We start from the raw sequence: 21,881 nt of genomic DNA on the forward strand, positions 1-21,881 counted from the left end.
GGGGGGGGGGTGGCGGGGGGTGTGGCGCCGGTCGGGGGGGCGGCGCGGGGGGCGCGCGCGGGGCACGCGCTTGCGCCGGCCGTGCGGGCCCCCCACTTTCTGGGGCCCCGCCTCCGACCGGCGCTGTGCGCGCCGATGATCCCTGACGCTACTTGCGCTTGCTGATCTCTTCGGTGAGCTGCGGGACGACCTGGTGCAGGTCTCCCACGACCCCGTAGTCGGCGAGCTCGAAGATCGGCGCCTCGGGGTCCTTGTTGATCGCGATGATGGTCTTCGCGGTCTGCATGCCGGCCCGGTGCTGGATGGCGCCGGAGATCCCGGCCGCGATGTAGAGCTGCGGCGAGACCGTCTTGCCCGTCTGGCCCACCTGGAACTGGTGGGGGTACCAGCCGGCGTCCGTGGCGGCGCGCGAGGCACCGACGGCCGCGCCCAGCGTGTCGGCCAGGCCCTCGATGACGGAGAAGTTCTCGGCGGAGCCCACGCCCCGGCCGCCGGAGACCACGATCGCGGCCTCGGTCAGCTCGGGCCTGGCGCCCTTCTCCTGCTTGACGCGCTCGACGATGCGGGCGGCCTTGGCCGCCTCGCTCAGCGCGACCGACACCTCCTCGACGGCGCCGGCGCCCGCGGCGGCCTGCGGGGCCGTCGAGTTCGGGCGTACGGCGACGATCGGGGTGCCCCTGCGCACCTTGGAGTGCACGTTGACGCCGCCACCGAAGATCGACTGGTCGGCCACGAAGCCCTCGGACAGGCCCACGGCGTCGGTGATGACGCCGGAGTCGGTCTTGACGGCCAGCCGACCGGCGACCTCCTTGCCCTCGGCCGTGGCGGCCACGAGCACCGCGGCGGGCGACTTCTCGGCGACGAGCTGGGCCAGCAGCTCGGCCTTGGGCGCCACCACGTGGTCGACGATGTCGGCGGAGCCGGCGTTGTAGATCGTCTCGGCGCCGTACTCGGCCAGTTTGGCCTTGGCGGCGTCGCCGAGGCCGGGGCCGGCCCAGACGGCGGCGGGCGTGCCGAGCGAGCGGGCCAGGGTCAGCAGTTCGAGCGTGACCTTCTTGACCTCGCCGTCGACCTGCTCCACGAGAACGAGAATCTCCGACATATCAGTAAAACCCCCGTTCTCAGATGAACTTCTTGGAGGCGAGGAAGTCGGCGGCCTTCGAGCCTCCGTCGCCCTCGTCCTTGACGATCGTGCCGGCGGCGCGCGGCGGCGCGGCGGCGAAGTCGACCACCTCGGACCAGGCCGCGCCCAGGCCCACCTGGGCGGCGTCGATCTCGGCGTCGGCGATGGCCAGCGTCTCGACCGGCTTCTTCTTGGCCGCCATGATGCCCTTGAAGGACGGGTAACGCGGCTCGTTGATCTTCTCGACCACGGACACGACGGCCGGCAGCGAGGCCTGGACCTTGTCGAAGCCGTAGTCGGTGATGCGCTGGACACTGATCGAGGAGCCCTCGATCTCGACCTTGTTGGCCAGGGTGAGCTGGGCCGTGCCCAGGCGCTCGGCCAGCATCGCGGCCAGCACGCCGGTGCGGGCGTCGGTCGACTCCGAGCCCAGGACGACCAGGTCGAACCCGATCTTCTTGAGCACCTGGGCCATCGCGTACGAGGTGGACAGCGCGTCGGAGCCGTGCAGCGCGTCGTCGCTCAGGTGGACCGCCTTGTCGGCGCCCATCGCCAGGGCCTTGCGGATGGTCTCGGTGGCCTTGCCCGGGCCCATGGTGAGCACGGTGACCTCGCCACCATGCGCCTCCTTGAGCTTCAGCGCCTCCTCGACCGCGTACTCGTCAAGCTCGTTGACCACGCCGTCGACGGCGTCACGATCGAGCGTGTTGTCATCGGACCGCAGCTTGCGCTCGGTCGCCGTATCGGGGACCTGCTTCACGCAGACGACGATGTTCATGGCCGGTGGCCGACCTCCCGTGTTCGCGTGCGCCCACCGCGTCGCTGCGATAGGCGCCGAATGCAATGCTGACCAGACTGCCAGGTTCCCGACGGGCTCCTGACACGGGGTGGGTCAGAGTCGTGCCCTGGCTCCCGCGGTCATGTTACCCGTGGGTAGCTTACGCGCAAACCAGCGGTTCCCGCGTCAAGCCCCTACCCTTCCCACCATACCGAACTTTATTCGGTACGTTCCGATCGCCCCCCAGGGGAAATCAGGCGGACAACAGGAACACGATGCCCACCACCAGGGCCGTACCCGCGAACAGGGCCAGGGTGAACGTGCTGAACACCGCGGCGAGCCCGAAGCACAGCCCCACCGCCCCCGCCACGCTCACCAGGTCGGCCACCATCCGGCCGCGCCGGTACGGCCCGCGCGAGAGCAGCGCCACCCCCGCGTCGCTCACCACCGCCAGCACGTAGGCGGCCAGCAGGAACAGCGCCACCTCGGGCAGCGGCTCGCGGGCGGCCGCCGCCAGCAGCGACACGAACAGGCCCGAGCCGATCAGCCACCGCCTGCGCACCTTCTCCCGGTGCCGCGCCCTGGACTCCTCGACCGACCTGCGACGGCCGTCGCCCGGCCGCCACTCTCTCGTGCTCATGTCGTCGGCCGGCCGGGGACGCGCCACCGGGGCCGAGGGACGGGGGCCGGTCTGCCGTACGTGCGGGACGGGGGCGACGCCCAGCCGGGCGCAGATCTGCGCGGCCGTGGGCCGCGCGGCGGGGTCGGTGGACAGGCAGTCGCGTAACAGCGGCGCCAGCCAGTCCGGCACGCCCTCCAGGTCGGGCGGGTGGTGCACGACCCGGTAGGCCACCGCCGAGGCCGGCCCCTGCCCGTACGGCTGCCGCCCGGTCGCGGCGTAGGCGAGCGTCGCGCCGAAGGAGAACACGTCGGCCTCGGCGCCCGCGCTGCCGCCTTCGAGGATCTCCGGGGCCAGGTAGCCGGGCGTGCCGACCACGGCGCCGGACGCGGTGACCGACAACGAGTCGAGCGCGCTGGCGATGCCGAAGTCGATGACGACCGGGCCGTCCTCGCTCATCATCACGTTGGCCGGCTTGAGGTCGCGGTGGACCACCCCGGACTCGTGCATGGCCAGCAGCGCGTCGGCCAGCCCCGAGGCCAGAGAGCCCAGCTCGGCGACGGGCACCGGCACGGCGCTGAGCGGGCGGCCCTGGACGTAGCGGGTCACCAGGTAGGGTCTGGGGCCCTCCAGCGAGGCGTCGAGCACCTCGGCGACGTGCGGCCCGCCGACCCGGCGCATCGTCTCCACCTCGCGGTCGAGCCTGCCCAGCGCGAGGGCGTCGGCCGCGACGTGCGGATGCAGCACCTTGACCGCGACCGTGCGCCCCTGGGCGTCGAGCGCCAGATGGACCTCGCCGAAGCCGCCCGCGCCGAGCCTGGAGAGAAGCTCATAAGGGCCGAGGCGCTCGCTCATACCTCATCTCTCCCCCGCCGGGCCGAGGGGGACACTCACGACCACGGAGTCAGGAAGCCCAACCCCAGCCCGTCGAGCAGACTTTCGATCAGGCCGGTGATCAGCCCGATGGTGCTCTGCCTGGCGTCGCTCGCCAGGTCGTCGATCACGCTCTGCGGGGCCCGCCATGGCGTCCAGACCGGGTCCTGGCCGAGCGCGAACATCGCCGCGAACAGCGCCGCCGTGCCCACCGCGACGACCGCGACCAGCGCGGCGCCGGGGCTGCGCAGCACGCCGGTGAGCGTACGGGTCACGGCCTTGCGCGGCGCGCCGCCGCCCGGCAGCACGAACAGGCCCCCGGCGAACGCGCCGGCCGCGAAGGCGGCGGCCTGGTTGGTGCCCATGCCGCCGGCCCAGTGGAGCGCCCCCCACACGCACGCGCCGAACAGCAGCGCGAGCGGCACGTGCACCAGCGTCACCAGCGCGGCCTTGACCAGCGCCCACGGCGTGCCGACCAGCGCGAGCAGCGGGTCGGCCGAGCTGCTGCCGCGGATCTGGCGCCGCTTGACCATGTCGCCGAAGAGGTATTCGCCCACGCGCAGCACCACCGCGAGCGCGACGGCCACCGCCCCCATGACGACGGGCATCATGACGGTCAGCGCCACCAGCGTGACCAGCAGCAGCAACCCGGTCACCTGGGCGCCGAACAGGTACCTCTTCCGCTCCGCCGGCGGCACGTGGCCGCGCGGCTGGGGCGGCGGCGTGTAGGGGCGCGGTTGCGGCGGCGGCGCCGGGTAGCCGGCCACCCGCTGGTCGGTGCGCGGCACCGGGCGCGCCGAGGTCGGCGCGGGCACGTAGGGCGGCGGCCGCTCCTCCCGCCGCGCGGGCGGCGGCGGGGGCGGCGGCGGGGGCGGCGGCGCGGCCTTGCGGTACTCGACCGGCGGCAGCAGGTCGGAGAACGTGTCCATGGCGCGCGTGCCGCTGCCGATGCGCTTGGTGCCGGTCGGCCCCTCGATCTCGTTGAACGTCGTCACCGACGGGTCGAGCTCCCTGGCCATCCGCAGCAGCTCCTGCGCGCCCGGCCGGGCGGCGGGATCGACCCGCAGCGCGCGCGACAACCAGCCGCGCAGCCACGCGGGCGCCCGGTCGAGCTGGGCCCGCCCCTCCATGATGTTGAAGCAGACCGCCTCGAACGTCCCGGTGCCGAACGGCGGCGCGCCCGTGGCGGCGAAGAACACCGTCGAGGCCAGCGCGTGCACGTCGGCCGCCTGGGTGATGTCGGAGTCGCGGATGATCTCGGGCGCCAGGTAGCCCGGCGTGCCGACGAACATGCCGGTCTGGGTCAGCCGGGTCGCGTTCACCAGGTGGGCGATGCCGAAGTCGATGACCAGCGGCTCGCCGTCGACCAGCATGACGTTGGACGGCTTGAAGTCGCGGTGGATCACGTCGGCCGCGTGGATGGCGACCAGCGCCTGGCACAGCCCCTGGGCCAGCCTGATGACCTGCCGCGCCTCCAGGGCGCCCTCGGTCAGCACGGTCTCCTCCAGCGTGCGCCCCGGGGCGAAGCGGGTCACGACGTAGGGCTGGCCCCCCACCAGCTCGGCGTCGATGACCTCGGCGACGTACGGGCTGCGCACCCGGCGCATCGTCTCGACCTCGCGCGTGAGCCGGTCGCGGGCCTTGAGGTCGGCGGCCACGTGCGGGTGGAGCACCTTGATGGCGACCTCGCGGCCCTCACCGTCGAGACCCAGGTGGACGACCCCCATGCCGCCCTCGCCGATCTTCCTGACGATGCGGTAGGGGCCGAGGCGTTCCGGCGCTTGGATGCTCATCGCCACCTTCCTCGGCTCAGCCGCCGCCCTTCAGGCTGCTGAGTTGCTCTGTCACGGGTGTGACGTCCAGTGGACTCCATACACTCCCCCTTGGCGTGTCCCCGAACGTGCCGTAGGCGAGGATCAGCGAGAGCGCGGCGCCCGCCGCCAGCACTCCCGCCATCGCCATGGCCGCTGTTCTAGAGGGTACGAGCGATGAGAGCGTTCTGCGCATCTGCCGCCCCGGGCCCTCGACGCCCGGCCCCGCGCAGAGGGTCCAGAGCGCGACCGCGGCCCCCCACGCGAGGGCGTTGGCCGAGTTCATCTTGACCACCACGCTGAGCAGCAGCGTCACCGGCAGGCCGAGGATCAGGGCGTACAGGACGAGCGCGACCGTGATGCCCACGGACTTGGCCAGCGCCTGCGGATGGGCGAAGACCCTGAGCACGTCGAGGGCGGCGGACCCGGCGGGCCTGCGGCCGCTGAGCGCCGGCTGGGCGAGGTCGGCGGCGCGCAGCAGCACGGCGATCGGGATCGCCACCACCGCCACCAGGACGGGAGCCGTCACCGCCGCCACGATCATGAGGATCAGCAGCATGGCGCTCGCCACCCCGTACGCCTTCGAGCGCTGCAGCGGCTGCGCCGGACGCCCGCCCTGGTGGTACGGCTCGCGAGCGGCCTGCGGGTCTTGGGGCGGGTACTGCTGCTGCGCCGGGATGTAGGGCGGCGGCTGCACGGGCACCGGGCCGTAGTTGGCCGCTTCCTGGCCGGAGTTGAACCGGCCGTGGTCCACCGGCTGCGCGCCGGACCCGAGCCGGCCGTGGTCGACCGGCTGGGGGCCGGAGCTGAGCCGGCCGAACTCCGCCGAGTCCGGGCGTACGCGCCGGGTGGGCACGTCGGCCTCGTGCGGGTTGACCTGCGGCAGCGGCTGGGGCTGTGACTGCGGCTGGGGGTGGAGCGGGGGTTGCTGCTGCGGCCAGAGCTGGCTGGGCCCGGCCTCGCGCTGGATCTGGCGCAGTTCCTCCGGCGAGACCCGGCGGGTCGGCCACGGGTCGCCCGCGCCCTGGTCCGCCGGCGCCGCGCCCTGGTCGGGCAGCCCGGCACCGGGCAGCGGAGCCGCCTGGCTGGGCAGCCCGGCCGCCTGGTTGGGCAGCAGCGAGACGAAGTGCGGGTCGGCGGGCGGCGCGACCGGCTGCTCCTGGCCGTCGATCAGCCGGCGCGGCGTCATCGGCGGCGTGGAGACGTCGTAGGACGGCTTCTCCCCCACGAACGGCGGCCGTCTGGTCGGGTAGTCGTCGGGCGCGTCGGGCCGGGGGACGGTGGAGATCTCGTCGGGCACGCCGTGCGGCGGCCTCGGCAACATCCGGGCCGTCTGCTCGGCCAGGTCGGCGGCCTTGGGCCGCTTGGCCGGGTTGCGCTGGAAGCCCGCCTTGAGCAGCGGCTGCAGCTCGGCCGGCACGCCGCTGATGTCGGCCTTGCCGGCGGTGATGTTGTAGAAGATCATCTCCAGCGTGCCCTTGCCGAAGGGCGGCTGGCCGGTGGCGGCGTAGAGCAGCGTGCCCGCCCAGGCGTGGATGTCGACCTCGGGGCCGGCCTCCTGGCCCTCGATGATCTCGGGCGCGAGGTAGCCGGGCGTGCCGATGAACATGCCGGTCTGGGTCAGCCTGGTCGCGTCGACCGCCTGGGCGATGCCGAAGTCGATCAGGACGGGCTCGCCGTCGAGGATCAGCACGTTGCCCGGCTTGAGGTCGCGGTGGATCACGCCGACGGAGTGGACCACGGCCAGCGCGGAGGCCACCCCGTGGGCGAGCCGGACCAGCGCGGGCAGGTCGAGCGGCCCGTCGTCCTTGACGATCTCGTCGAGAGGACGGCCGGGCACGTAACGCGTGACGATGTAGGGACGATGACCGGTTACATCCGCATCGACCACTTCTGCGATGAATTTACTGCGGACCCGGCGCATGGTCTCGACCTCACGCGAAAGCCGTCGCCTGGCGACCTCGTCACCGGCGACCTCTCCGCGCAGGACCTTGACCGCCACCTGTCGCCCCTGGGGGTCGACAGCGAGGTGGACAACGCCCATCCCGCCTTCACCGAGCCGCCTGAGCAGCCGGTAAGGGCCTAGTCGGTCATCGTTCATGGCATGAAGCACCATATCGGCTTAATCCCCGCCCACGAGATGAACCATGAGGCCACATTCCCACTCGTACAACGTCCGATACGGCCTCATCGGTTTCCCATCCAACGGTCTCGAATTGGCTTCAGTTCGACTTCGGGGCCTTCAGGTCGTCAGGGACAGGACCTCGGCGCCCTTCAGCCCGGCCAGCGCGGCGCCCGGCACGGCGAGCTTCGACCTGCGCAGGCCGCTGCCGATCACCACTCTGGGATGTTCGGCGACGTGCACGTCGACCAGGACGGGCCAGTCGCCGGGCAACCCGAGCGGGGTGATGCCGCCGTACTCCATGCCGGTCAGCTCGACCGCGTCGGCCATCGGCGCGAAGCTCGCCTTGCGGGCGTCGAGGTGTCTGCGCACCACGCCGTTGACGTCGACGCGCATCGTCGCGAGCACCATGCAGGCGGCGTACCGCGTCTCGCCGCCGCGCTTGGCGGCCACGACCACGCAGTTGGCCGACTCGTCGAGCCGTACGCCGTAGCGCTCGCAGAACGCGGCCGTGTCGGCCAGGTCGGGGTCGATCTCCGTCACCTCGGCGCCCTCGACGCCCGGCACGGCGAACGCCACCGGATCGGCCAGCAGGTCGGCGCGGCCGGTCGCGGGCACCCAGTGCAACGTCATCCTCGTCTCCTCGATCGCTCTTCCTTGACCGACCCTATGCCGGTCGAGGAAGTGGCGTGCGACGTCACGCGGACTGCAGCACCCGCCGGTGCAGCAGGGTGACGGCGCTGCGGGCCGACTCCATGGCGCCTGCCTGCCAGGCGATCAAGTGGGTGAGCCAGTCACCCGCGAAGTAGACCCTTCCGGCGGGGCGTTGCAGAAGAGTGAAGGACGAATCAAAGGACGGCCAGTACATCCAGCCTCCCTGGATGTGCTCCTGGCGGTGCCAGGCGATCGAGACGCTGGACAGCAGGTTCTGGCGGTACTTGTCGCCGTGGATCTTCCTGCCCTGGGTGAGGGCCTTCCGCCTTCTGTCCTCGGGGGTGAGGGAGCCGTACAGCTCGGCGTTCTGCTCGGTGTTGTAATAGCCGACGATCAGGCCGCGTTCGGAGTGGTAGCCGTGGGAGGGGTACCAGATGTGAGTGATGTCCAGGTCGGTCTCGGTGACGCCGCCGTAGATGCGGTCCTCCAGCTCCCACCAGCGCCTGCCGTACTCCAGGCCGATCTTGCCGGCGGCGACCGGGACGGGGGTGCTCAGGGCGCTGGTGACCTGCGCTCCGAGGTTGTGCGGGATCTTGGCGAGGAGGTGCGGGGGGAGGGTGGCGATGCAGTAGTCGGCCTTGACGCTGCCGCCGTCGTACGTCACCTCGACGCCGTCGTCCAGGGTCGTGATCCTGGTGACCTTGGCGCCGGTCCTGATGCGGTCGGCCCCCACGGCCTCGGTCAGCTTGGTGACGATCGCGTCCATGCCGCCGACCGGCTGGAACATGGGGGTGGCCATGTCGTAGCCGAAGTCGTTGGTGATGGCGCGGCCGGTGGCGGCGGCCAGCACGTCGTGGAGGGTGCCGGGAGGCGGGATGGGGGTGCCGCCGTCGAGCGCCGGGTACTTGGTGAAGCCGCGCCGGGGCGAGCCCTCGTAGTCGAGCTTGGGGCCCAGGTCGCCGAACCGGCGGAGGAACTCCAGCAGGCGCTGCCGGTCGTCGGCGGTGATCGCCTTGTCGAGCGCGCCGATATTTGTGGCCTTGGCCAGCAACTCCGCGATATATCCGTACATGTCGGCGCGCGCCGTGCGGGCCCGCACGGTCTTACCGTTGGTGTGGACGTACGCCGCGGCGTTGTTGTTGACGAACGTCTCGATCGGGACGCCCAGCTCCCTGCAGTAGTCGAGGGTGACCATCCAGGGGGCGATGCGGCCGGGCCCGGCGTTGAAATAGACGCCCTCGCCCAGCTTGACGTCCTGGGCCGGGCCGTTCAGCTCGGTCAGGCGGTCGCCGCCGCGCAGCGTCAGGTTCCGGCCGCCGGCCCTGCCCCTGGCTTCGAGCAGGGTGCAGTCGTAGCCGGCCTTGCCCAGCTCGTACGCGGCGGTCAGCCCCGCCACGCCCGCGCCGAGGATCACCACCTTGGCCGCGCCCTTGCCGCGCAGGGAGAAGTCGCCGGGACGCGGCGCGGCGAACTCCTTGTCCTGCTCCGAGGGGGCGAGCCCGAGCGCGCCCATGGCGGCGTACATGGCGCCCGCGCCACCCACCGCTCCGATCCCGACGAGCAGCCCCCGCCGGGTCAGCGCCGCGCCTTCCACCGTCACCCGCTCCCTGAGTCAGCAGTTACCGACATCTCAGCCGTACGGCCCGCTGCCGCAGGCCACCTGACCGCCGATGGTGGCGAAGATCCCGAGCAGCGCCATGATCTGGCGGAAGTCGTCGGTGGTGAACTCGGTGTGCCGCGAGCCGGCCGTCTTCACGCCGGGCACCAGTGCCACCGCCGCCGCGATGGCGGTCGAGTTCCACTCCACCCCCAGCGTGTACGGCGCCTCCACCCGATAAGGCGTGAAGTCGCTCAACCGGGACAGCGCGCGAGCGGCGGCCTCACGGATCCTCGCCTGGGCGACGCTCGGCGGCAGCAACTCGGCCGAGAACTTGTCGATCCCCTTCTTCACCGCGACCGTCTCGACGTCGCCGAGCAGCTCGCGCGCCTCCTCGCCGACGGCCTCGTCCCCGGTCACCAGCACGACGGGCACGCCGTGGAAGCCCGCGCACGCCGCGACCAGCCGGGTCTCGCCGCACAGCTCGCCGTTGAGGTAGACGTTCTGGATCTCCTTGCCCATCCACGTGTGGTTGAGCACGCCGTGCTGGACGCCGGCCCTGGCGTGGTAGCCCACGAAGCACGCGGCCTGGAACGTGCCGTCGAGCCCCTGGGCCATGCGCTGGGCCTTGCCCGGCCCCCGGATCAGGGTCGCCCGCGGGTCCAGGAGGTCGATCCGCAGGTTCTTGGTGGACCCGTGGGCGTCGTTGACCAGCACCGAGCCGGCCCCCGCGGCGAACGCGCCCTCGACGGCGGCGTTGGCGTCGGCGGTCATCAGCTCGCAGCCGCGGTCGTAGCCGCGTTTGCCGGCGTGCATCTCCTCGGGGTCGGTCAGCCCCGTCACGCCCTCCATGTCCACCGACAGGTAAACCTTCACGCAGTCAACTCCTCGCACTTCGCCGGATCCGTCCCGCGGACGGTCACGCGCCCCACGTCTCCACCCGCCGTACCTCTGCCTCGGTCATGAGGCCGACCTGGGAGGTCAGGAAGGCGGCCGCCTCCGCCCGCCACGGCTCGGGGATCTCCTCGATCGCCGGCGGGTAGCAGTGGTCGAGCCAGCTCGTGGACTCCTCGGTGGCCTCGAAGTGGTCGAGGGCCTTGGCGAACAGGGACCGTTCGACGCCGGGGATCCGGGCGAGGCCGTACTCGATCATCTCCTGGCCCCCGAAGGGGGGCGGCCGCAGCCACTTGCGGGCCACGGGACGGTCGGCGGTGAGGGGCGTGTCCAGGGGACGGCGCTCGACGGCGGCCTGGATGAGCTCCTTGTACAGGCACTTGCCGCAGGTCCGGCAGGGGCCGTCGGTGCCGCGCAGGCACCAGCGCACCTGGTCCTTGAGCTCGGAGTTCAGGGCCAGCCGCATGGTGACGGCCTCGCTCACCCCGCCGACCGGGAGCACGATGTGCACGCCCGCGGCGGCGAACAACCGGCCCCACGCGCCGTGCGGCGCCCACATGGGGTTGTCAGGCGTGAACCGCAACAAGTAACGGTCACCGCCGAGCCAGCGTGAACCGAGTTCATAGCCGAAGCCCAGGCCACCGAGGTTCATCCGGTCGGCCAGCAGCAGCGCCCCCGCCGCGACGGCGTGGTGCTCCGGATAGCCCGGACGTGGCTCGGCGAGGGTGAACTCCAGGTCGGAGGTGACGGTGGTGAGCTCGCGGCCGGTCCGCTCGGCCAGCTTGGCCAGCACGTCGGAGCGGTAGTGCGGCCACCGGTTGGGCACCCGCGGATGCGGCACCCGCCGGAAGTGCACGAACGGCGCCGAGAGATGGATGGCCGCCGCGGCCACGGAGTCCGCGCCGCCGCTGTAGGAGAGGGCGAGCCGGTCCCCGGCCCGGCGCGGCTCGGCCCCGACCGGCCCGGCCTCGATGCCCCACCCGTCGTGCAGGGCCGCGGCCACCTCGGCGGAGACGGCCCGGTCGAACGTGATCCGCCGCCTGGTCCAGGGCGCCACGATCGTCCAGGCGGCCACGGCGAACAGGTCGGGGTGGGCGTCGGCGGGCACGCCGCCGATCGAGCAGGAGTTGGTGGCCAGCTTGACGGGATGGTCGTCGGCCGCCCTGCCGGTGATCTCGTCCTCGGGGTCGAGACGGAAGGTCAGCTCGGTGCCGGACCAGGTCACGCGCACGGCCGGCCCCCCTCGGGGACGCGGGCCCGCAGGTCGTCGATGGCCTGCCAGACGAGCACCTCGTTCTGGAGCACGCCGTCGAGGGCCTGCGCGGTCTCCTGCGCCAGCCGGTACGTGTCGTCGACCCGGGCCTTGTCGATCACCGGCCCGGCCGGCGGGCGGGCGTTCCGCAGCCGCTCGACCTCGCCCTGCAGGGTGGCCATCTCCCTGCGCAGGGTCTGGACCTCCCAGAGCGCGTCCCGGATGTCCTGCCGGTGGTCGGCGACGGAGATGTAACGGGAGTCGAACCACGAACGCACGGCTTTACGCAGCCGGGCGGGGACCGGGACGCGCATCATGAAACGCCACCATACTGGCAAACCCGCTTCCCCTTGGACGGCCTACTCCAAAGGGTCGCATTCGTATGGCGGCCGGGCGGTCACCGTCCGGTGAACTTGGCCTTGGCCTTCTCCGCGAAGGCCCGCATGCCGATCCTGGCGTCGTCGGTGGCGAACAGGCCGGAGAAGTGCAGGCGCTCGATCTCCAGGCCGGAGTCGAGGTCGACCTCGGCGCCCTGGTCGACGGCCTGCTTGGCGGCGCGCAGCGCCACGGCCGGGCCGCCGACGAACGTGGCCGCCCATTCCAGGGCCGCCGTGTAGACCTGCTCGTCCGGCACCACCCGGTCGACCAGCCCGATGGCCAGGGCCTCGGCGGCGGGGACGTGCCGGCCGGTGAAGATCAGATCCTTGGCGCGGGACGGGCCGACGAGCCGGGGCAGGCGCTGCGTGCCGCCCGCGCCCGGGATGAGCCCGAGCAGGATCTCCGGCTGGCCGAGCCGGGCCGACTCGCCCGCCACCCGGAAGTCGGCGCACAGGGCCAGCTCGCAGCCGCCGCCCAGGGCGTAGCCGGTGACGGCGGCGATGACCGGCTTGCCGATGCGGGCCACCGTGGTGAAGCACGCCTGCAGCGTGCGGGAGTGGGTGGACATGTCGGCATAGGACATGTCGGCCATCTCCTTGACGTCCACGCCGGCGGCGAAGACCCGCTCGCCGCCGTAGAGGATCACCGCCTGCACCTGGTCGTCGGCATCGACCTGAAGCGCCGCCTCGACGAGCTCCCGCTGCGTCTGAACGTTGAGCGCGTTCATCTTCGGACGGTCAAGACGGATCGTGGCGATCTGGTCGGCCACCTCGACGCTCACAAACTCACCCATGAGCCGAACCTAACAGAGCGTCCCCCCTCACCCCGCTGCGGCCGTCCTCACCTCGTCGGCGGCCTTCTTGCTGGTCGACACGCGGACCAGCGCCGCCGACAGGCGGGCCAGCTCGTCACCGGAGCCGGCCAGGCGGGCCAGGCCGCGTTCCTGGCGGGGCAGGCCGAGCCGGGCCGCGCCGTCCAGGACCCGGCCGTCCAGGTGCGGCGCGACCTGCGGCCACACGCCCTGGACCTCGCGCAGGAAGATGTCGGCGCCGGTCGGGCCGATGCCGGGGAACTCCCGCAACAGCTCGCCGATGCGCCCGGGGTCGCCCCCGGCCTCGTCTCGCAACCTGCGCAGGTCGCCCTTCCAGCGGTCGAGCAGCAGCTCGGCGCCCCTGCCGAGCATGGTCGAGGTGCGTTCGTCGTAACGCCGGTAGTGGCCGCGGCCGAGCGCGTCCACGCGGTCCTGCCAGCTCGCCCGCGCCATGTCCCGCGGCGTGCGGTACCCGGCGGCGAACAGCTCGCGCGCCGCCGCCACCGCCACCCCGGACGAGATGCGCGCGCTGAGCAGCGTGGCCAGCACGAGGAGCTGGTACAGCGGCCGCGGCCGGTCGGCGAGCCGGATGCCCGCCTCCGCGGCGAACGTCTGGCCGCACTGTTCGAGCAGGGCGTCCAGCACTCCCTTGTCCTTGTCAGCCATGACGCTCCGCTACCCCCATGGCGGGCGCTCATCCCGGCCCGGCGCGTTTGCCGCCCTGGTCGCGGGGGAGGCGGGGGGTCTCCAGCGAGAAGGAGCGCATCGTGCTGACTCTGACTGACAACGCCGTGGTCGCGATCCGTGACCTGATGGTCGGCGAGGACGTGCCCGCGCACGCCGGCCTGCGGATCGCCGCCAAGCCGGACGAGGCGGGCGCCTTGGAGGTGTCGCTGGCGAGCACGCCGTACGCCGGGGACCAGGTCATCGAGCAGGGGGACGTGCGCGTCTTCGTGGCCGAGGACGCCGCGCCCATCCTCGACGACAAGTCGCTGGACGCCCAGCCGGGCACGCCGGGGCATCCGACGTTCCGGCTGGACCGCCGCACCTGACCGGCCCTGCCGGGCCTCCGGCGGCCCGCCCGTCACCTCGGGGCCGCCGGGCGGCCGTCAGCCGGCGGCGCGGCCGGCGCGCACGGCGTCGGCCAGCTCGGCCAGCAGGCGCTCGGTCTCCTCCCAGCCCACGCAGGCGTCGGTGATGCTCTGCCCGTACGTCAGGCCCTCGGCCGGGCCGGGCTCCTGCCGCCCCGGCACCAGGAAGCTCTCCACCATCAGCCCCGCGATGCCCTGCTCGCCCGCCGCCAGGCGTCCGGCCACCTCGCGCACCACGGCCGCCTGCCGCACGTGGTCCTTGCCGCTGTTGCCGTGGCTGGCGTCGATGATCAGCCGCTCCGGCAGCCCGGCCTTGGCCAGCAGCGCCAGCGCGTCGCCGATGGACTGGGGGTCGTAGTTGGGGCCGGTGCGCCCGCCGCGCAGGATGACGTGGCAGTCGGGGTTGCCGGTGGTCGAGACGACCGCGGCCCGGCCCTCGTCGTCGATGCCGAAGAACACCTGCGGGTGCGCGGCGGCGTTCACGCCGTCGATGGCCACCTGCACGTCGCCGTCGGTGGCGTTCTTGAAGCCGACCGGCATGGACAGGCCGGAGGTGAGCTGGCGGTGCACCTGGCTCTCGGGCGTGCGCGCGCCGATCGCGCCCCAGGTGACGGCGTCGGCGATGTACTGCGGGCTGGTGGGCTCAAGGAACTCGCAGCCCACCGGCAGCCCGGTGTCGAGCACGTCGAGCAGCACCGTCCTGGCCAGGCGCAGCCCGCGCTGGACGTCGTGGCCGCCGTCGATGTCCGGGTCGTTGATCAGGCCCTTCCAGCCGATGGTGGTACGCGGCTTCTCGAAGTACACCCGCATGACCACGCACAGGGCGTCGCCGAGGTCGCGGGTGGCGGCGGCCAGGCGGCGGGCGTAGTCGAGCGCGGCCTCCGGGTCGTGCACCGAGCACGGGCCGACGATGAGCAGCAGGCGGTCGTCGTCGCCGGCGAGCACGTCGCGCACGGCGTTCCTGCTCGCCGCCACCAGCGCCTCCCGCTCCGGGCCGAGCGGCTGTTCACCGATGAGCTCGCGGGGCGTGGGCAGGGGTTCGAACGAGGTGATGCGCAGGTCGCTGGTCGTGGTCATGGGCTGGTCCTCCGCTTTCGATGGGAGTTCGAAGGCGGTACGGCCCACATCCGTGGCCCCCGGAGCCGTCCGCCTGAACGACGAAAGGCAGAGACGGGACGTCTCTGCCTTTGGGCTCCGGGTGATCAGTAAGTCAGCGCATGTGACCTTCGGCTCCACCCGGAGCCGGCACATAGCGCCAAAATCGGCTGATCACTGACATGCTGTTGACGCTAGCAGACGCCGGGTGACGGCTCCAAATCCCGTCCGCTATCCGAGATCGGATTCCCAGCCGGGTTCGCGCAGGTCGCCGAGCCCGTAGAGGCCGACCAGGGTGCCGTCGGCGCGGGTGACGACGACGTGGTCGACGTTCGCGCCCTCCATGCGGGTGGCCAGGGCGTCGAGCTGCTCGCTGGGCCGTACGGTGGTGACGCCGGTGTTCATGGCGGCCTCGGCGGTGCCGGTCAGGTCGGCGCCCTTGAGCTCGCGCGACCCGATGACGCCCTGCACCACCTCGTCCCGGTCCACCACGACCGCGAGCCCGGCCGGGTCGGCGACGATGCGCTCGCTGAGCTCCTCCAGCGGGTCCTCCAGGTCGGCCGTGACCGGGTCGCGCCGGGCGCCCGAGCCCACCAGGACGGCCTCCCCCTCGTACGGCAGGTCGGCCGACAACCAGTCCATCTTGCCCAGGCCGTAGTCGTGCACGTCGGCGAAGCCCAGCCGGGCCAGCCGGTGGGCGGCGCGCGGGCTCAGGTCGCAGAGCCAGTCGTGGCAGTAGACGACGACCGGACGTGACCGGTCCAGCAGGTCGTCGGCCAGCCGGTCGAGCGAGCCGAGCGGCAGGTGCACGGCGCCGGGCAGGTGCGCCCAGGCGTACTCGCGCTCGGGCAGCACCTCGGCGAGCTGGGCGTCGCGCGTCGCGAGCAGGTCCTGGACGCCGACGCGGTCGATGATGCCGATCATCAGGGCCTCAGCGCTCCCCCCGGCGGGGCCGTTCGGACTTGGGTCCTTCGGCGCGGTCGCCGCCCACCTTGCGCGGGCTCTTGTCCGGGTCCGACTGGAGTTTCCTGGCCACGCGCTTCTTGAGCTCCTGCTCGCTCATCCCCTGCCGGTCCAGTTGCTTGCGCAGCCGGCGGCGCTCGTTGTCGTAGGAGTGACTTCCGGGTCGAGGCATGACAACTCCCCCTCTCCTCCGAGGCCCGCCTACCCAGCCCGTCACCTGGTAGTCCTCGGGGACGGGCCGCCGGAGCCGGCCCGGCGGCCTGTTAAGGGATGAAAAATATCTTCGCAAAGTTCTCGCCAGAGAAGGAAAATGTTGAGACGCTGAACGCGCACCACGCCCCCCAGTCAAGGAGCGGTTCATGCGCAGAGCGCTGGCGATCGCCGTCGTCGCCTTGTTGCCCTTAACCCAAGTGCCCTCGGCCAACGCCGAAGAGCCCGCCGACCGGCAGCAGGCGTTCGCCGCGGCGGCCGACGAGTTCAAGGTCCCCCAGAGCGTGCTGCTCGGCGTCTCGTACCTGGAGTCGCGCTGGGACGCCCACGCGGGCCAGCCGTCGAGCGACGCCGGGTTCGGCCCGATGCACCTGACCGACGCGGCCGCGTACACCGGCTCGAACCACCACGGAGAGGGCGAGGAGGACGCCCGCGGCGACGAGAGCAGGCCGCTCGCGCCCACGGCGACCCCCGCCCCGGCGGAGATCCCCGCCTCGCTGCGCACGATGGAACGCGCCGCGCAGCTCACCGGCGAGAGCCACGAGCGGCTGCGCACCGACGACGCGGCCAACATCCGCGGCGGCGCGGCGCTGCTGGCCGACTACCAGAAGAGCCTCGGCGCGCCCCTGAGCGCCAACCCCGGCGAATGGTACGGAGCCGTCGCCAAGTACTCCGGCGCCGACGAGGCCGACGCGGCCAAGTTCTTCGCCGACGAGGTCTACGCCACCATCCAGGAGGGCGCCGAGCGCACCACGGACGACGGGCAGAAGATCACCCTGCCCAAGGTCCCGGACCTGGAGAAGATCGAGAAGTGGCTGGAGAAGCTCGGCCTGCGGCCCGCGCGGCGCGACGGCGTCGAGTGCCCGGCCTCGATCTCCTGCGAGTGGATCCCCTCGGCCTACCAGGAGCTCCCGCCGGACGACTACGGCCACTACGACCTGGCGAACCGGCCGGTCAGCCAGAAGGTCGACTACATCATCATCCACGACATGGAGGGCTACTTCCTCCCGTCGATCAAGCTCAACCAGGACCCGAACTACGGCGCGAGCTGGCACTACTCGGTCCGTTCCAGTGACGGGCACATCGCCCAGCACATCAAGACCAAGGACGTCGGCTGGCAGGCCGGCAACTGGTACATCAACGCCAAGTCCATCGGCATCGAGCACGAAGGCTTCCTGGCCGAGGGCAGCACCTGGTACACCGAGGCGATGTACCGCTCGTCGGCCCGGCTCGTCCGCTACCTGGCGCTCAAGCACGGCGTGCCGCTCGACCGCGCCCACATCCTGGGCCACGACAACGTCCCCGGCACGATCCCGAGCACGGTCCGCGGCATGCACGAGGACCCGGGGCCGTTCTGGGACTGGGCGCACTACTTCCAGCTCATGGGCGCGCCGCTGCACCAGTTCGGCGGTCCGCAGGCCGGCTCGGTCATGATCAAGCCGGACTTCGCCACCAACAAGCCCTACTTCTACGGCTGCGACCGCAAGAACCCCGAGGCGGCCTGCCCGCCGCTCAGCGCCGGCACCGTGTGGCTGCGCACCGAACCGCGCGACGACGCCCCGCTGATCAAGGACATCGGCAAGCACCCGACCGGCGGCTCGCTCTACAGCGTGTACGACCACAGCGCCAGGGCCAGCACCGGCCAGCGCTTCGCCGTCGCCGACCGCCAGGGCGACTGGACGGCGATCTGGTACCTCGGCCAGAAGGCGTGGTTCCACAACCCGGCGAGCGCCCCGACCGCGATCCCGTCGATGGGGCTCGTCGTCACGCCGAAGCCGGGCAGGGCGACCGTGCCGGTGTTCGGGCGGGCCTACCCGGAGCAGGAGGCGTACCCGGCCGGCATCCCGTACCAGGCGGTGACGCCGCTGCAGTACACGTTCTCGGCGGGCGAGAAGTACACGCTGGCCGGGCCGGCCGCCACCGAGTACTACCGGGCGGTCACGTTCAACCTGGCGGACCACACGGTGGTCAAGGGCAAGACGAAGTACCTGGAGATCCAGTTCGGGCACCGCGTGATGTACGTCAAGGCTGACGACGTGCAGGTGTCGTTCTCCGGGTGAACTCCTTGACGGCGCGCCTGGTGCTCGCGAGCGCCTCCTGAGAGGAGTCGAACGTGCGCTGGGCGACGCCGACGAACACGCAGTCGACGACGAGGAGCTGGCTGATCCTGCTGGCCAGGGCGCCGGGACGGAACTCCGTCTCGCGCCCGGCCGAGATCAGCACGTGCTCGGCCAGCTCCGCGATCGTCGAGCGCGGGTTGTTGGTGACGGCCACCGTGGTGGCCCCCGCCTCGCCCGCCCGGCGCAGCGGCTCGATCACGTCGGGGGTCTCCCCCGAGGTGCTGATGCCGATCGCCACGTCGCCCGCCTTCAGCAGGACGGCGCTGGTCAGGGCCAGATGGGCGTCCTGGAAGGCGTGGCTGGACAGGCCGATGCGCAGCAGCTTCTGGGCGACGTCCTCGGCGACTAATCCCGAGGCGCCCACGCCGTAGGCGTCGATGCGCCTGGCCCCCACGATCGCGTCGACGACCAGGCCCAGGCGCTCGCTGGTGAGCTGGGCGACGGTGTCGTTGATGGCCTCCGACTCGGCCCTGGCCACCTTCTGGATGACCTCCGACAGCGGGTCGTCGGGCGCCAGGTCGCCGGGCACGAGCCGGTCGGGCTGCGCGGCCGCCGCCGCCAGAGCCAGCCTGAGCTGGGGGTATCCGGCGAAGCCGAGCAGCCGCGCGGTGCGCACGATGGTGGCCTCGCTGGTGCCGGAGGCGGCCGACAGCTCCGTGATGGTGCTGCGCGCGACCGTCGCCGGATCCTCCAGGATGAGCCGGGCGACGGTCTGCGCGGCAGGCGTCAGGGACGGCAGGACACCGCGGACCGTGGCCACCAGATTGTCAGCCCGCAGGCCGTTCCCGCTGTCGTCCACGGTCCTGATTATGCACCGCCCGACCACCGGGCCGACCTCGTCCGGATATATCAGCGCAAGGTGCCGTTCGTCATTCCGACCGGCTCCTCCGGGACGGCGATCAGCCCCAGTTCCGCCGGAGTGGCAGCGAACGGGTGATGCGGGACAACCCGAACGGTGTATCCGAAGGCCCCCGTACGGTCGAGCGGCACCCGGCCCGTGAAGTGGGCGTGGCCGTCGTCCTCCAGCGACTCCAGGGCCAGCCGCGCGTACCGCGGCCGGACCAGCTCGTCGTGCGGCCCGACCTTGCCGTACGCGGCCTCGACCAGCACGTCTCCCGGCTCCAGGTCGCCGAGCGCGATCGTGGCCCGCAGCTCGACCGAGGCGCCCACCTCCGGGGCGTCGCCCACGCCGGACGCCTCGACGTGCTCGACCCGCACGCCCGGCCAGGCCCGCGTGACGCGCACCCGCCAGGCCGCGAACGCCCTGGCCGCGGCGTAGGAGTCGGCCGACAGCGCGCGGGCCGACTTGGCGGCCGGGGTGTAGAGGTCGACGACGTAGTCGCGGAGCATGCGTCCGGCCAGCACCTTGGGCCCGAGCGAGGCCAGGGTGTGCTTGACCATCTCCATCCACCTGCGCGGCAGCTCGTCGAACGGCCGGTCGTAGAAGCGGTCGGACACCTCGTGCTCGATCAGGTCGTACAGGGCGCCGGCCTCCAGCTCGTCGCGCCGGTCGGGGTCGCTGACGCCGTCGGCGGTGGGGATGGCCCAGCCGTTGGTGCCGTCGTACCACTCGTCCCACCAGCCGTCGCGGATCGACAGGTTGAGCCCGCCGTTCAGCGCCGACTTCATGCCCGAGGTGCCGGACGCCTCCAGCGGCCGCAGCGGGTTGTTCAGCCACACGTCGCAGCCCTGGACCATGAGCTGGCCGAGCGTCATGTCGTAGTCGGGCAGGAAGACGATGCGGTGGCGCACGTTGTGCTGGTCGGCGAACTTGACGATCTGCTGGATCAGCTTCTTGCCGCCCTCGTCGGCCGGGTGCGCCTTGCCGGCGATCACGATCTGCACCGGCTTGTCCGGGTCGAGCAGCAGCCGGGCCAGCCGCCTGGGGTCGCGCAGCATGAGCGTGAGCCGCTTGTACGACGGCACCCGCCGAGCGAAGCCGATCGTCAGCACGTCGGGGTCGAGCGCGTCGTCGATCCAGCCCAGCTCGGCGACCGAGGCGCCACGCTCGCGCCACGACCTGCGCAGCCGCTCGCGCGCGCCCTCGACCAGCCGCCTGCGCAGCTTGCCGCGGATCTCCCAGATCTCCCGGTCGGAGATCTTCTGAATGCCTTCCCAGCCGCGGGCGCGCTCGATCAGCGAGGGCAGCTCGCGGCCCGCCAGCTCCATGAACTCGCGCCCGACCCACGTGGGCGCGTGCACGCCGTTGGTGATCGAGCCGATCGGCACCTCGTCGAGGTCGAAGCCGGGCCACAGGTCCTTGAACATCTCCCGGCTGACCGCGCCGTGCAGCTCGGAGACGCCGTTGACGCGCTGGGCCAGGCGCATGCCCATGACGGCCATGTTGAAGCGGCCGGGCTCGGCCTCGGCGCCCAGGGCCAGGATGCGCTCGACGGGCACGGTCGGCCAGGCGGAGTCGCCGCCGAAGTGGCGTTCGATCAGGTCGCAGGGGAAACGGTCGATGCCGGCGGGCACCGGCGTGTGCGTGGTGAACACCGTGCCGGCGCGCACGGCCTCCAGGGCCTCGTCGAACGACATGCGCGACTCGGTCAGCTCGCGGATGCGCTCCAGGCCGAGGAAGCCGGCGTGGCCCTCGTTGGTGTGGAAGACCTCGGGCTCGGCGTGGCCGGTGATGCGGCAGTAGGCCCTGATGGCGCGTACGCCGCCCACCCCCAGCAGCAGCTCCTGCATGAGCCGGTGGTCGGTGCCGCCGCCGTAGAGGCGGTCGGTGACGTCGCGGGCGGCGGTGTCGTTGTCGGCCACGTCGGAGTCGAGCAGCAGCAGCGGCACCCGGCCCACCTGCGCCACCCAGACCTGGGCGTGCAGGACGCGGCCCTCGGGCAGGCCGAGACGGATCTTGACGGGTTCGTCGCCGTCCTTCAGCAGGGTCAGCGGCAGCCCGCCGGCGTCGAGCGCCGGATAGTGCTCAAGCTGCCAGCCCTCGGGCGACAGAGACTGGGTGAAGTAGCCGTGGCGATAGAGCAGGCCGACCGCGAGGATCGGCACGCCCAGGTCGCTGGCCGCCTTGAGGTGGTCGCCGGCGAGGATGCCGAGACCGCCCGAGTACTGGGGCATCGCGGCGGCGATGCCGTACTCGGGGGAGAAGTAGGCGATGGCGCGTGCGACGTCGGGCAGCGTCTGGTACCAGCGCGGCGATGTCATGTATTCGCGCAGGTCGTCAGCTGCGTCGGCCAGGCGGCGGAGGAAACGGCGGTCGGCGGCCAGCTCGTTGAGCCGGGCCGGTGTGACGGCGCCGAGCAGGGCCACGGGATCGTGCCCGACCTGTTCCCACAGGGCCGCGTCGACCTCGGCGAAGAGGTCGAGCGTCTCCGGGTGCCAGGACCAGCGGAGATTGTGCACGAGCTCGCCCAGGGCGACCAGCTCCGTGGGCAGGACGGTGCGGACGGTAAACCGGCGGATAGCTCTCACGTTTCTGCACCCTACGGGCTAGGAGGGACCTCTCAGTCCTTCACCCCCAAGAAGCCCCTTC

At 72.1% G+C, this 21,881-nt stretch carries 19 protein-coding genes; 2 read left to right on the forward strand and 17 right to left on the reverse strand.

The features are described 5' to 3' along the window. Positions 1-148: 148 nt before the first annotated feature. The 12 genes from AB0J46_RS13440 to AB0J46_RS13495 all read right to left on the reverse strand — a co-directional run bounded on the left by AB0J46_RS13440 (position 149) and on the right by AB0J46_RS13495 (position 13,578). Positions 149-1,102 (reverse strand): electron transfer flavoprotein subunit alpha/FixB family protein, encoded by a 954-nt coding sequence (locus AB0J46_RS13440; RefSeq protein ID WP_364330571.1) that lies wholly within the window; start codon positions 1,100-1,102, stop codon positions 149-151. 19 nt (positions 1,103-1,121) lie between these two features. Further along, positions 1,122-1,901: an electron transfer flavoprotein subunit beta/FixA family protein gene (locus AB0J46_RS13445; protein WP_352329623.1), complete on the reverse strand. Its 780-nt coding sequence runs from the start codon at positions 1,899-1,901 to the stop codon at positions 1,122-1,124. Positions 1,902-2,154: 253 nt separating this feature from the next. Further along, the gene (locus AB0J46_RS13450; protein WP_364330574.1) at positions 2,155-3,375 is read right to left on the reverse strand and encodes a serine/threonine-protein kinase; all 1,221 of its coding nucleotides are present in this window, start codon (positions 3,373-3,375) and stop codon (positions 2,155-2,157) included. Between the two features lie 35 nt (positions 3,376-3,410). Beyond that, positions 3,411-5,186, reverse strand: coding sequence for a serine/threonine-protein kinase (locus AB0J46_RS13455; RefSeq protein WP_364330577.1), 1,776 nt, complete (start codon positions 5,184-5,186; stop codon positions 3,411-3,413). 16 nt (positions 5,187-5,202) lie between these two features. After that, positions 5,203-7,320, reverse strand: a complete 2,118-nt coding sequence (locus AB0J46_RS13460; RefSeq protein WP_364330580.1) for a serine/threonine-protein kinase — start codon at positions 7,318-7,320, stop codon at positions 5,203-5,205. Positions 7,321-7,446: 126 nt separating this feature from the next. Beyond that, complete coding sequence (locus AB0J46_RS13465; protein ID WP_364330583.1) at positions 7,447-7,959, reverse strand: YbaK/EbsC family protein; 513 nt, start codon at positions 7,957-7,959, stop codon at positions 7,447-7,449. A 64-nt stretch (positions 7,960-8,023) separates the two neighbouring features. Beyond that, positions 8,024-9,580: a flavin monoamine oxidase family protein gene (locus AB0J46_RS13470; RefSeq protein WP_364330586.1), complete on the reverse strand. Its 1,557-nt coding sequence runs from the start codon at positions 9,578-9,580 to the stop codon at positions 8,024-8,026. A 30-nt stretch (positions 9,581-9,610) separates the two neighbouring features. After that, complete coding sequence (locus AB0J46_RS13475; protein WP_364330589.1) at positions 9,611-10,453, reverse strand: M55 family metallopeptidase; 843 nt, start codon at positions 10,451-10,453, stop codon at positions 9,611-9,613. 43 nt (positions 10,454-10,496) lie between these two features. Beyond that, positions 10,497-11,702, reverse strand: a complete 1,206-nt coding sequence (locus tag AB0J46_RS13480; RefSeq protein ID WP_364330592.1) for a DUF6395 domain-containing protein — start codon at positions 11,700-11,702, stop codon at positions 10,497-10,499. Beyond that, complete coding sequence (locus AB0J46_RS13485; RefSeq protein WP_352352245.1) at positions 11,693-12,040, reverse strand: hypothetical protein; 348 nt, start codon at positions 12,038-12,040, stop codon at positions 11,693-11,695. The genes AB0J46_RS13480 and AB0J46_RS13485 overlap by 10 nt, the downstream gene beginning before the upstream one ends. 80 nt (positions 12,041-12,120) lie before the next feature. After that, positions 12,121-12,894, reverse strand: coding sequence for an enoyl-CoA hydratase-related protein (locus tag AB0J46_RS13490; RefSeq protein ID WP_358003064.1), 774 nt, complete (start codon positions 12,892-12,894; stop codon positions 12,121-12,123). Positions 12,895-12,921: 27 nt separating this feature from the next. Continuing rightward, a complete protein-coding gene (locus AB0J46_RS13495; RefSeq protein WP_364330596.1) occupies positions 12,922-13,578 on the reverse strand; it encodes an endonuclease in 657 nt (218 codons plus the stop codon). Between the two features lie 101 nt (positions 13,579-13,679). Between AB0J46_RS13495 and AB0J46_RS13500 the strand changes: the two genes are divergently transcribed. Next, the gene (locus AB0J46_RS13500; RefSeq protein WP_352328823.1) at positions 13,680-13,964 is read left to right on the forward strand and encodes a Fe-S cluster assembly protein HesB; all 285 of its coding nucleotides are present in this window, start codon (positions 13,680-13,682) and stop codon (positions 13,962-13,964) included. A gap of 57 nt (positions 13,965-14,021) precedes the next feature. Here the strand turns inward: AB0J46_RS13500 and AB0J46_RS13505 are convergent, their stop codons facing one another. The 3 genes from AB0J46_RS13505 to AB0J46_RS13515 all read right to left on the reverse strand — a co-directional run bounded on the left by AB0J46_RS13505 (position 14,022) and on the right by AB0J46_RS13515 (position 16,233). After that, the gene (locus tag AB0J46_RS13505; protein WP_364330600.1) at positions 14,022-15,080 is read right to left on the reverse strand and encodes a 3-deoxy-7-phosphoheptulonate synthase; all 1,059 of its coding nucleotides are present in this window, start codon (positions 15,078-15,080) and stop codon (positions 14,022-14,024) included. A 249-nt stretch (positions 15,081-15,329) separates the two neighbouring features. Further along, entirely contained in the window at positions 15,330-16,022 is a 693-nt protein-coding gene (locus AB0J46_RS13510) for a CBS domain-containing protein (protein WP_358288738.1), read from the reverse strand. A 7-nt stretch (positions 16,023-16,029) separates the two neighbouring features. Further along, positions 16,030-16,233, reverse strand: a complete 204-nt coding sequence (locus tag AB0J46_RS13515; RefSeq protein ID WP_352322071.1) for a hypothetical protein — start codon at positions 16,231-16,233, stop codon at positions 16,030-16,032. 187 nt (positions 16,234-16,420) lie between these two features. Between AB0J46_RS13515 and AB0J46_RS13520 the strand changes: the two genes are divergently transcribed. Continuing rightward, entirely contained in the window at positions 16,421-18,331 is a 1,911-nt protein-coding gene (locus AB0J46_RS13520) for a peptidoglycan recognition family protein (protein ID WP_364330605.1), read from the forward strand. On the opposite strand, the gene AB0J46_RS13525 is transcribed toward AB0J46_RS13520, so the two are convergent. Both AB0J46_RS13525 and glgP read right to left on the reverse strand, forming a co-directional pair. Continuing rightward, a complete protein-coding gene (locus AB0J46_RS13525) occupies positions 18,294-19,190 on the reverse strand; it encodes a MurR/RpiR family transcriptional regulator (protein ID WP_364330608.1) in 897 nt (298 codons plus the stop codon). The genes AB0J46_RS13520 and AB0J46_RS13525 overlap by 38 nt on opposite strands. A 50-nt stretch (positions 19,191-19,240) precedes the next feature. Further along, positions 19,241-21,820, reverse strand: a complete 2,580-nt coding sequence (gene glgP, locus AB0J46_RS13530; RefSeq protein WP_364330611.1) for an alpha-glucan family phosphorylase — start codon at positions 21,818-21,820, stop codon at positions 19,241-19,243. Between the last annotated feature and the right edge of the window lie 61 nt (positions 21,821-21,881).

Source organism: Nonomuraea sp. NPDC049758 (assembly GCF_040674635.1).
GTDB lineage: Bacteria > Actinomycetota > Actinomycetes > Streptosporangiales > Streptosporangiaceae > Nonomuraea.

Coding starts and splice junctions, on each gene's coding strand:
- AB0J46_RS13440 (WP_364330571.1), bottom strand. CDS start 1,102: ATGTCGGAGATTCTCGTTCTCGTGGAGCAGGTCGACGGCGAGGTCAAG.
- AB0J46_RS13465 (WP_364330583.1), bottom strand. CDS start 7,959: ATGACGTTGCACTGGGTGCCCGCGACCGGCCGCGCCGACCTGCTGGCC.
- AB0J46_RS13485 (WP_352352245.1), bottom strand. CDS start 12,040: ATGATGCGCGTCCCGGTCCCCGCCCGGCTGCGTAAAGCCGTGCGTTCG.
- AB0J46_RS13490 (WP_358003064.1), bottom strand. CDS start 12,894: ATGGGTGAGTTTGTGAGCGTCGAGGTGGCCGACCAGATCGCCACGATC.
- AB0J46_RS13455 (WP_364330577.1), bottom strand. CDS start 5,186: ATGAGCATCCAAGCGCCGGAACGCCTCGGCCCCTACCGCATCGTCAGG.
- AB0J46_RS13460 (WP_364330580.1), bottom strand. CDS start 7,320: ATGGTGCTTCATGCCATGAACGATGACCGACTAGGCCCTTACCGGCTG.
- AB0J46_RS13515 (WP_352322071.1), bottom strand. CDS start 16,233: ATGCCTCGACCCGGAAGTCACTCCTACGACAACGAGCGCCGCCGGCTG.
- AB0J46_RS13505 (WP_364330600.1), bottom strand. CDS start 15,080: ATGACCACGACCAGCGACCTGCGCATCACCTCGTTCGAACCCCTGCCC.
- AB0J46_RS13510 (WP_358288738.1), bottom strand. CDS start 16,022: ATGATCGGCATCATCGACCGCGTCGGCGTCCAGGACCTGCTCGCGACG.
- AB0J46_RS13445 (WP_352329623.1), bottom strand. CDS start 1,901: ATGAACATCGTCGTCTGCGTGAAGCAGGTCCCCGATACGGCGACCGAG.
- AB0J46_RS13495 (WP_364330596.1), bottom strand. CDS start 13,578: ATGGCTGACAAGGACAAGGGAGTGCTGGACGCCCTGCTCGAACAGTGC.
- AB0J46_RS13450 (WP_364330574.1), bottom strand. CDS start 3,375: ATGAGCGAGCGCCTCGGCCCTTATGAGCTTCTCTCCAGGCTCGGCGCG.
- AB0J46_RS13520 (WP_364330605.1), top strand. CDS start 16,421: ATGCGCAGAGCGCTGGCGATCGCCGTCGTCGCCTTGTTGCCCTTAACC.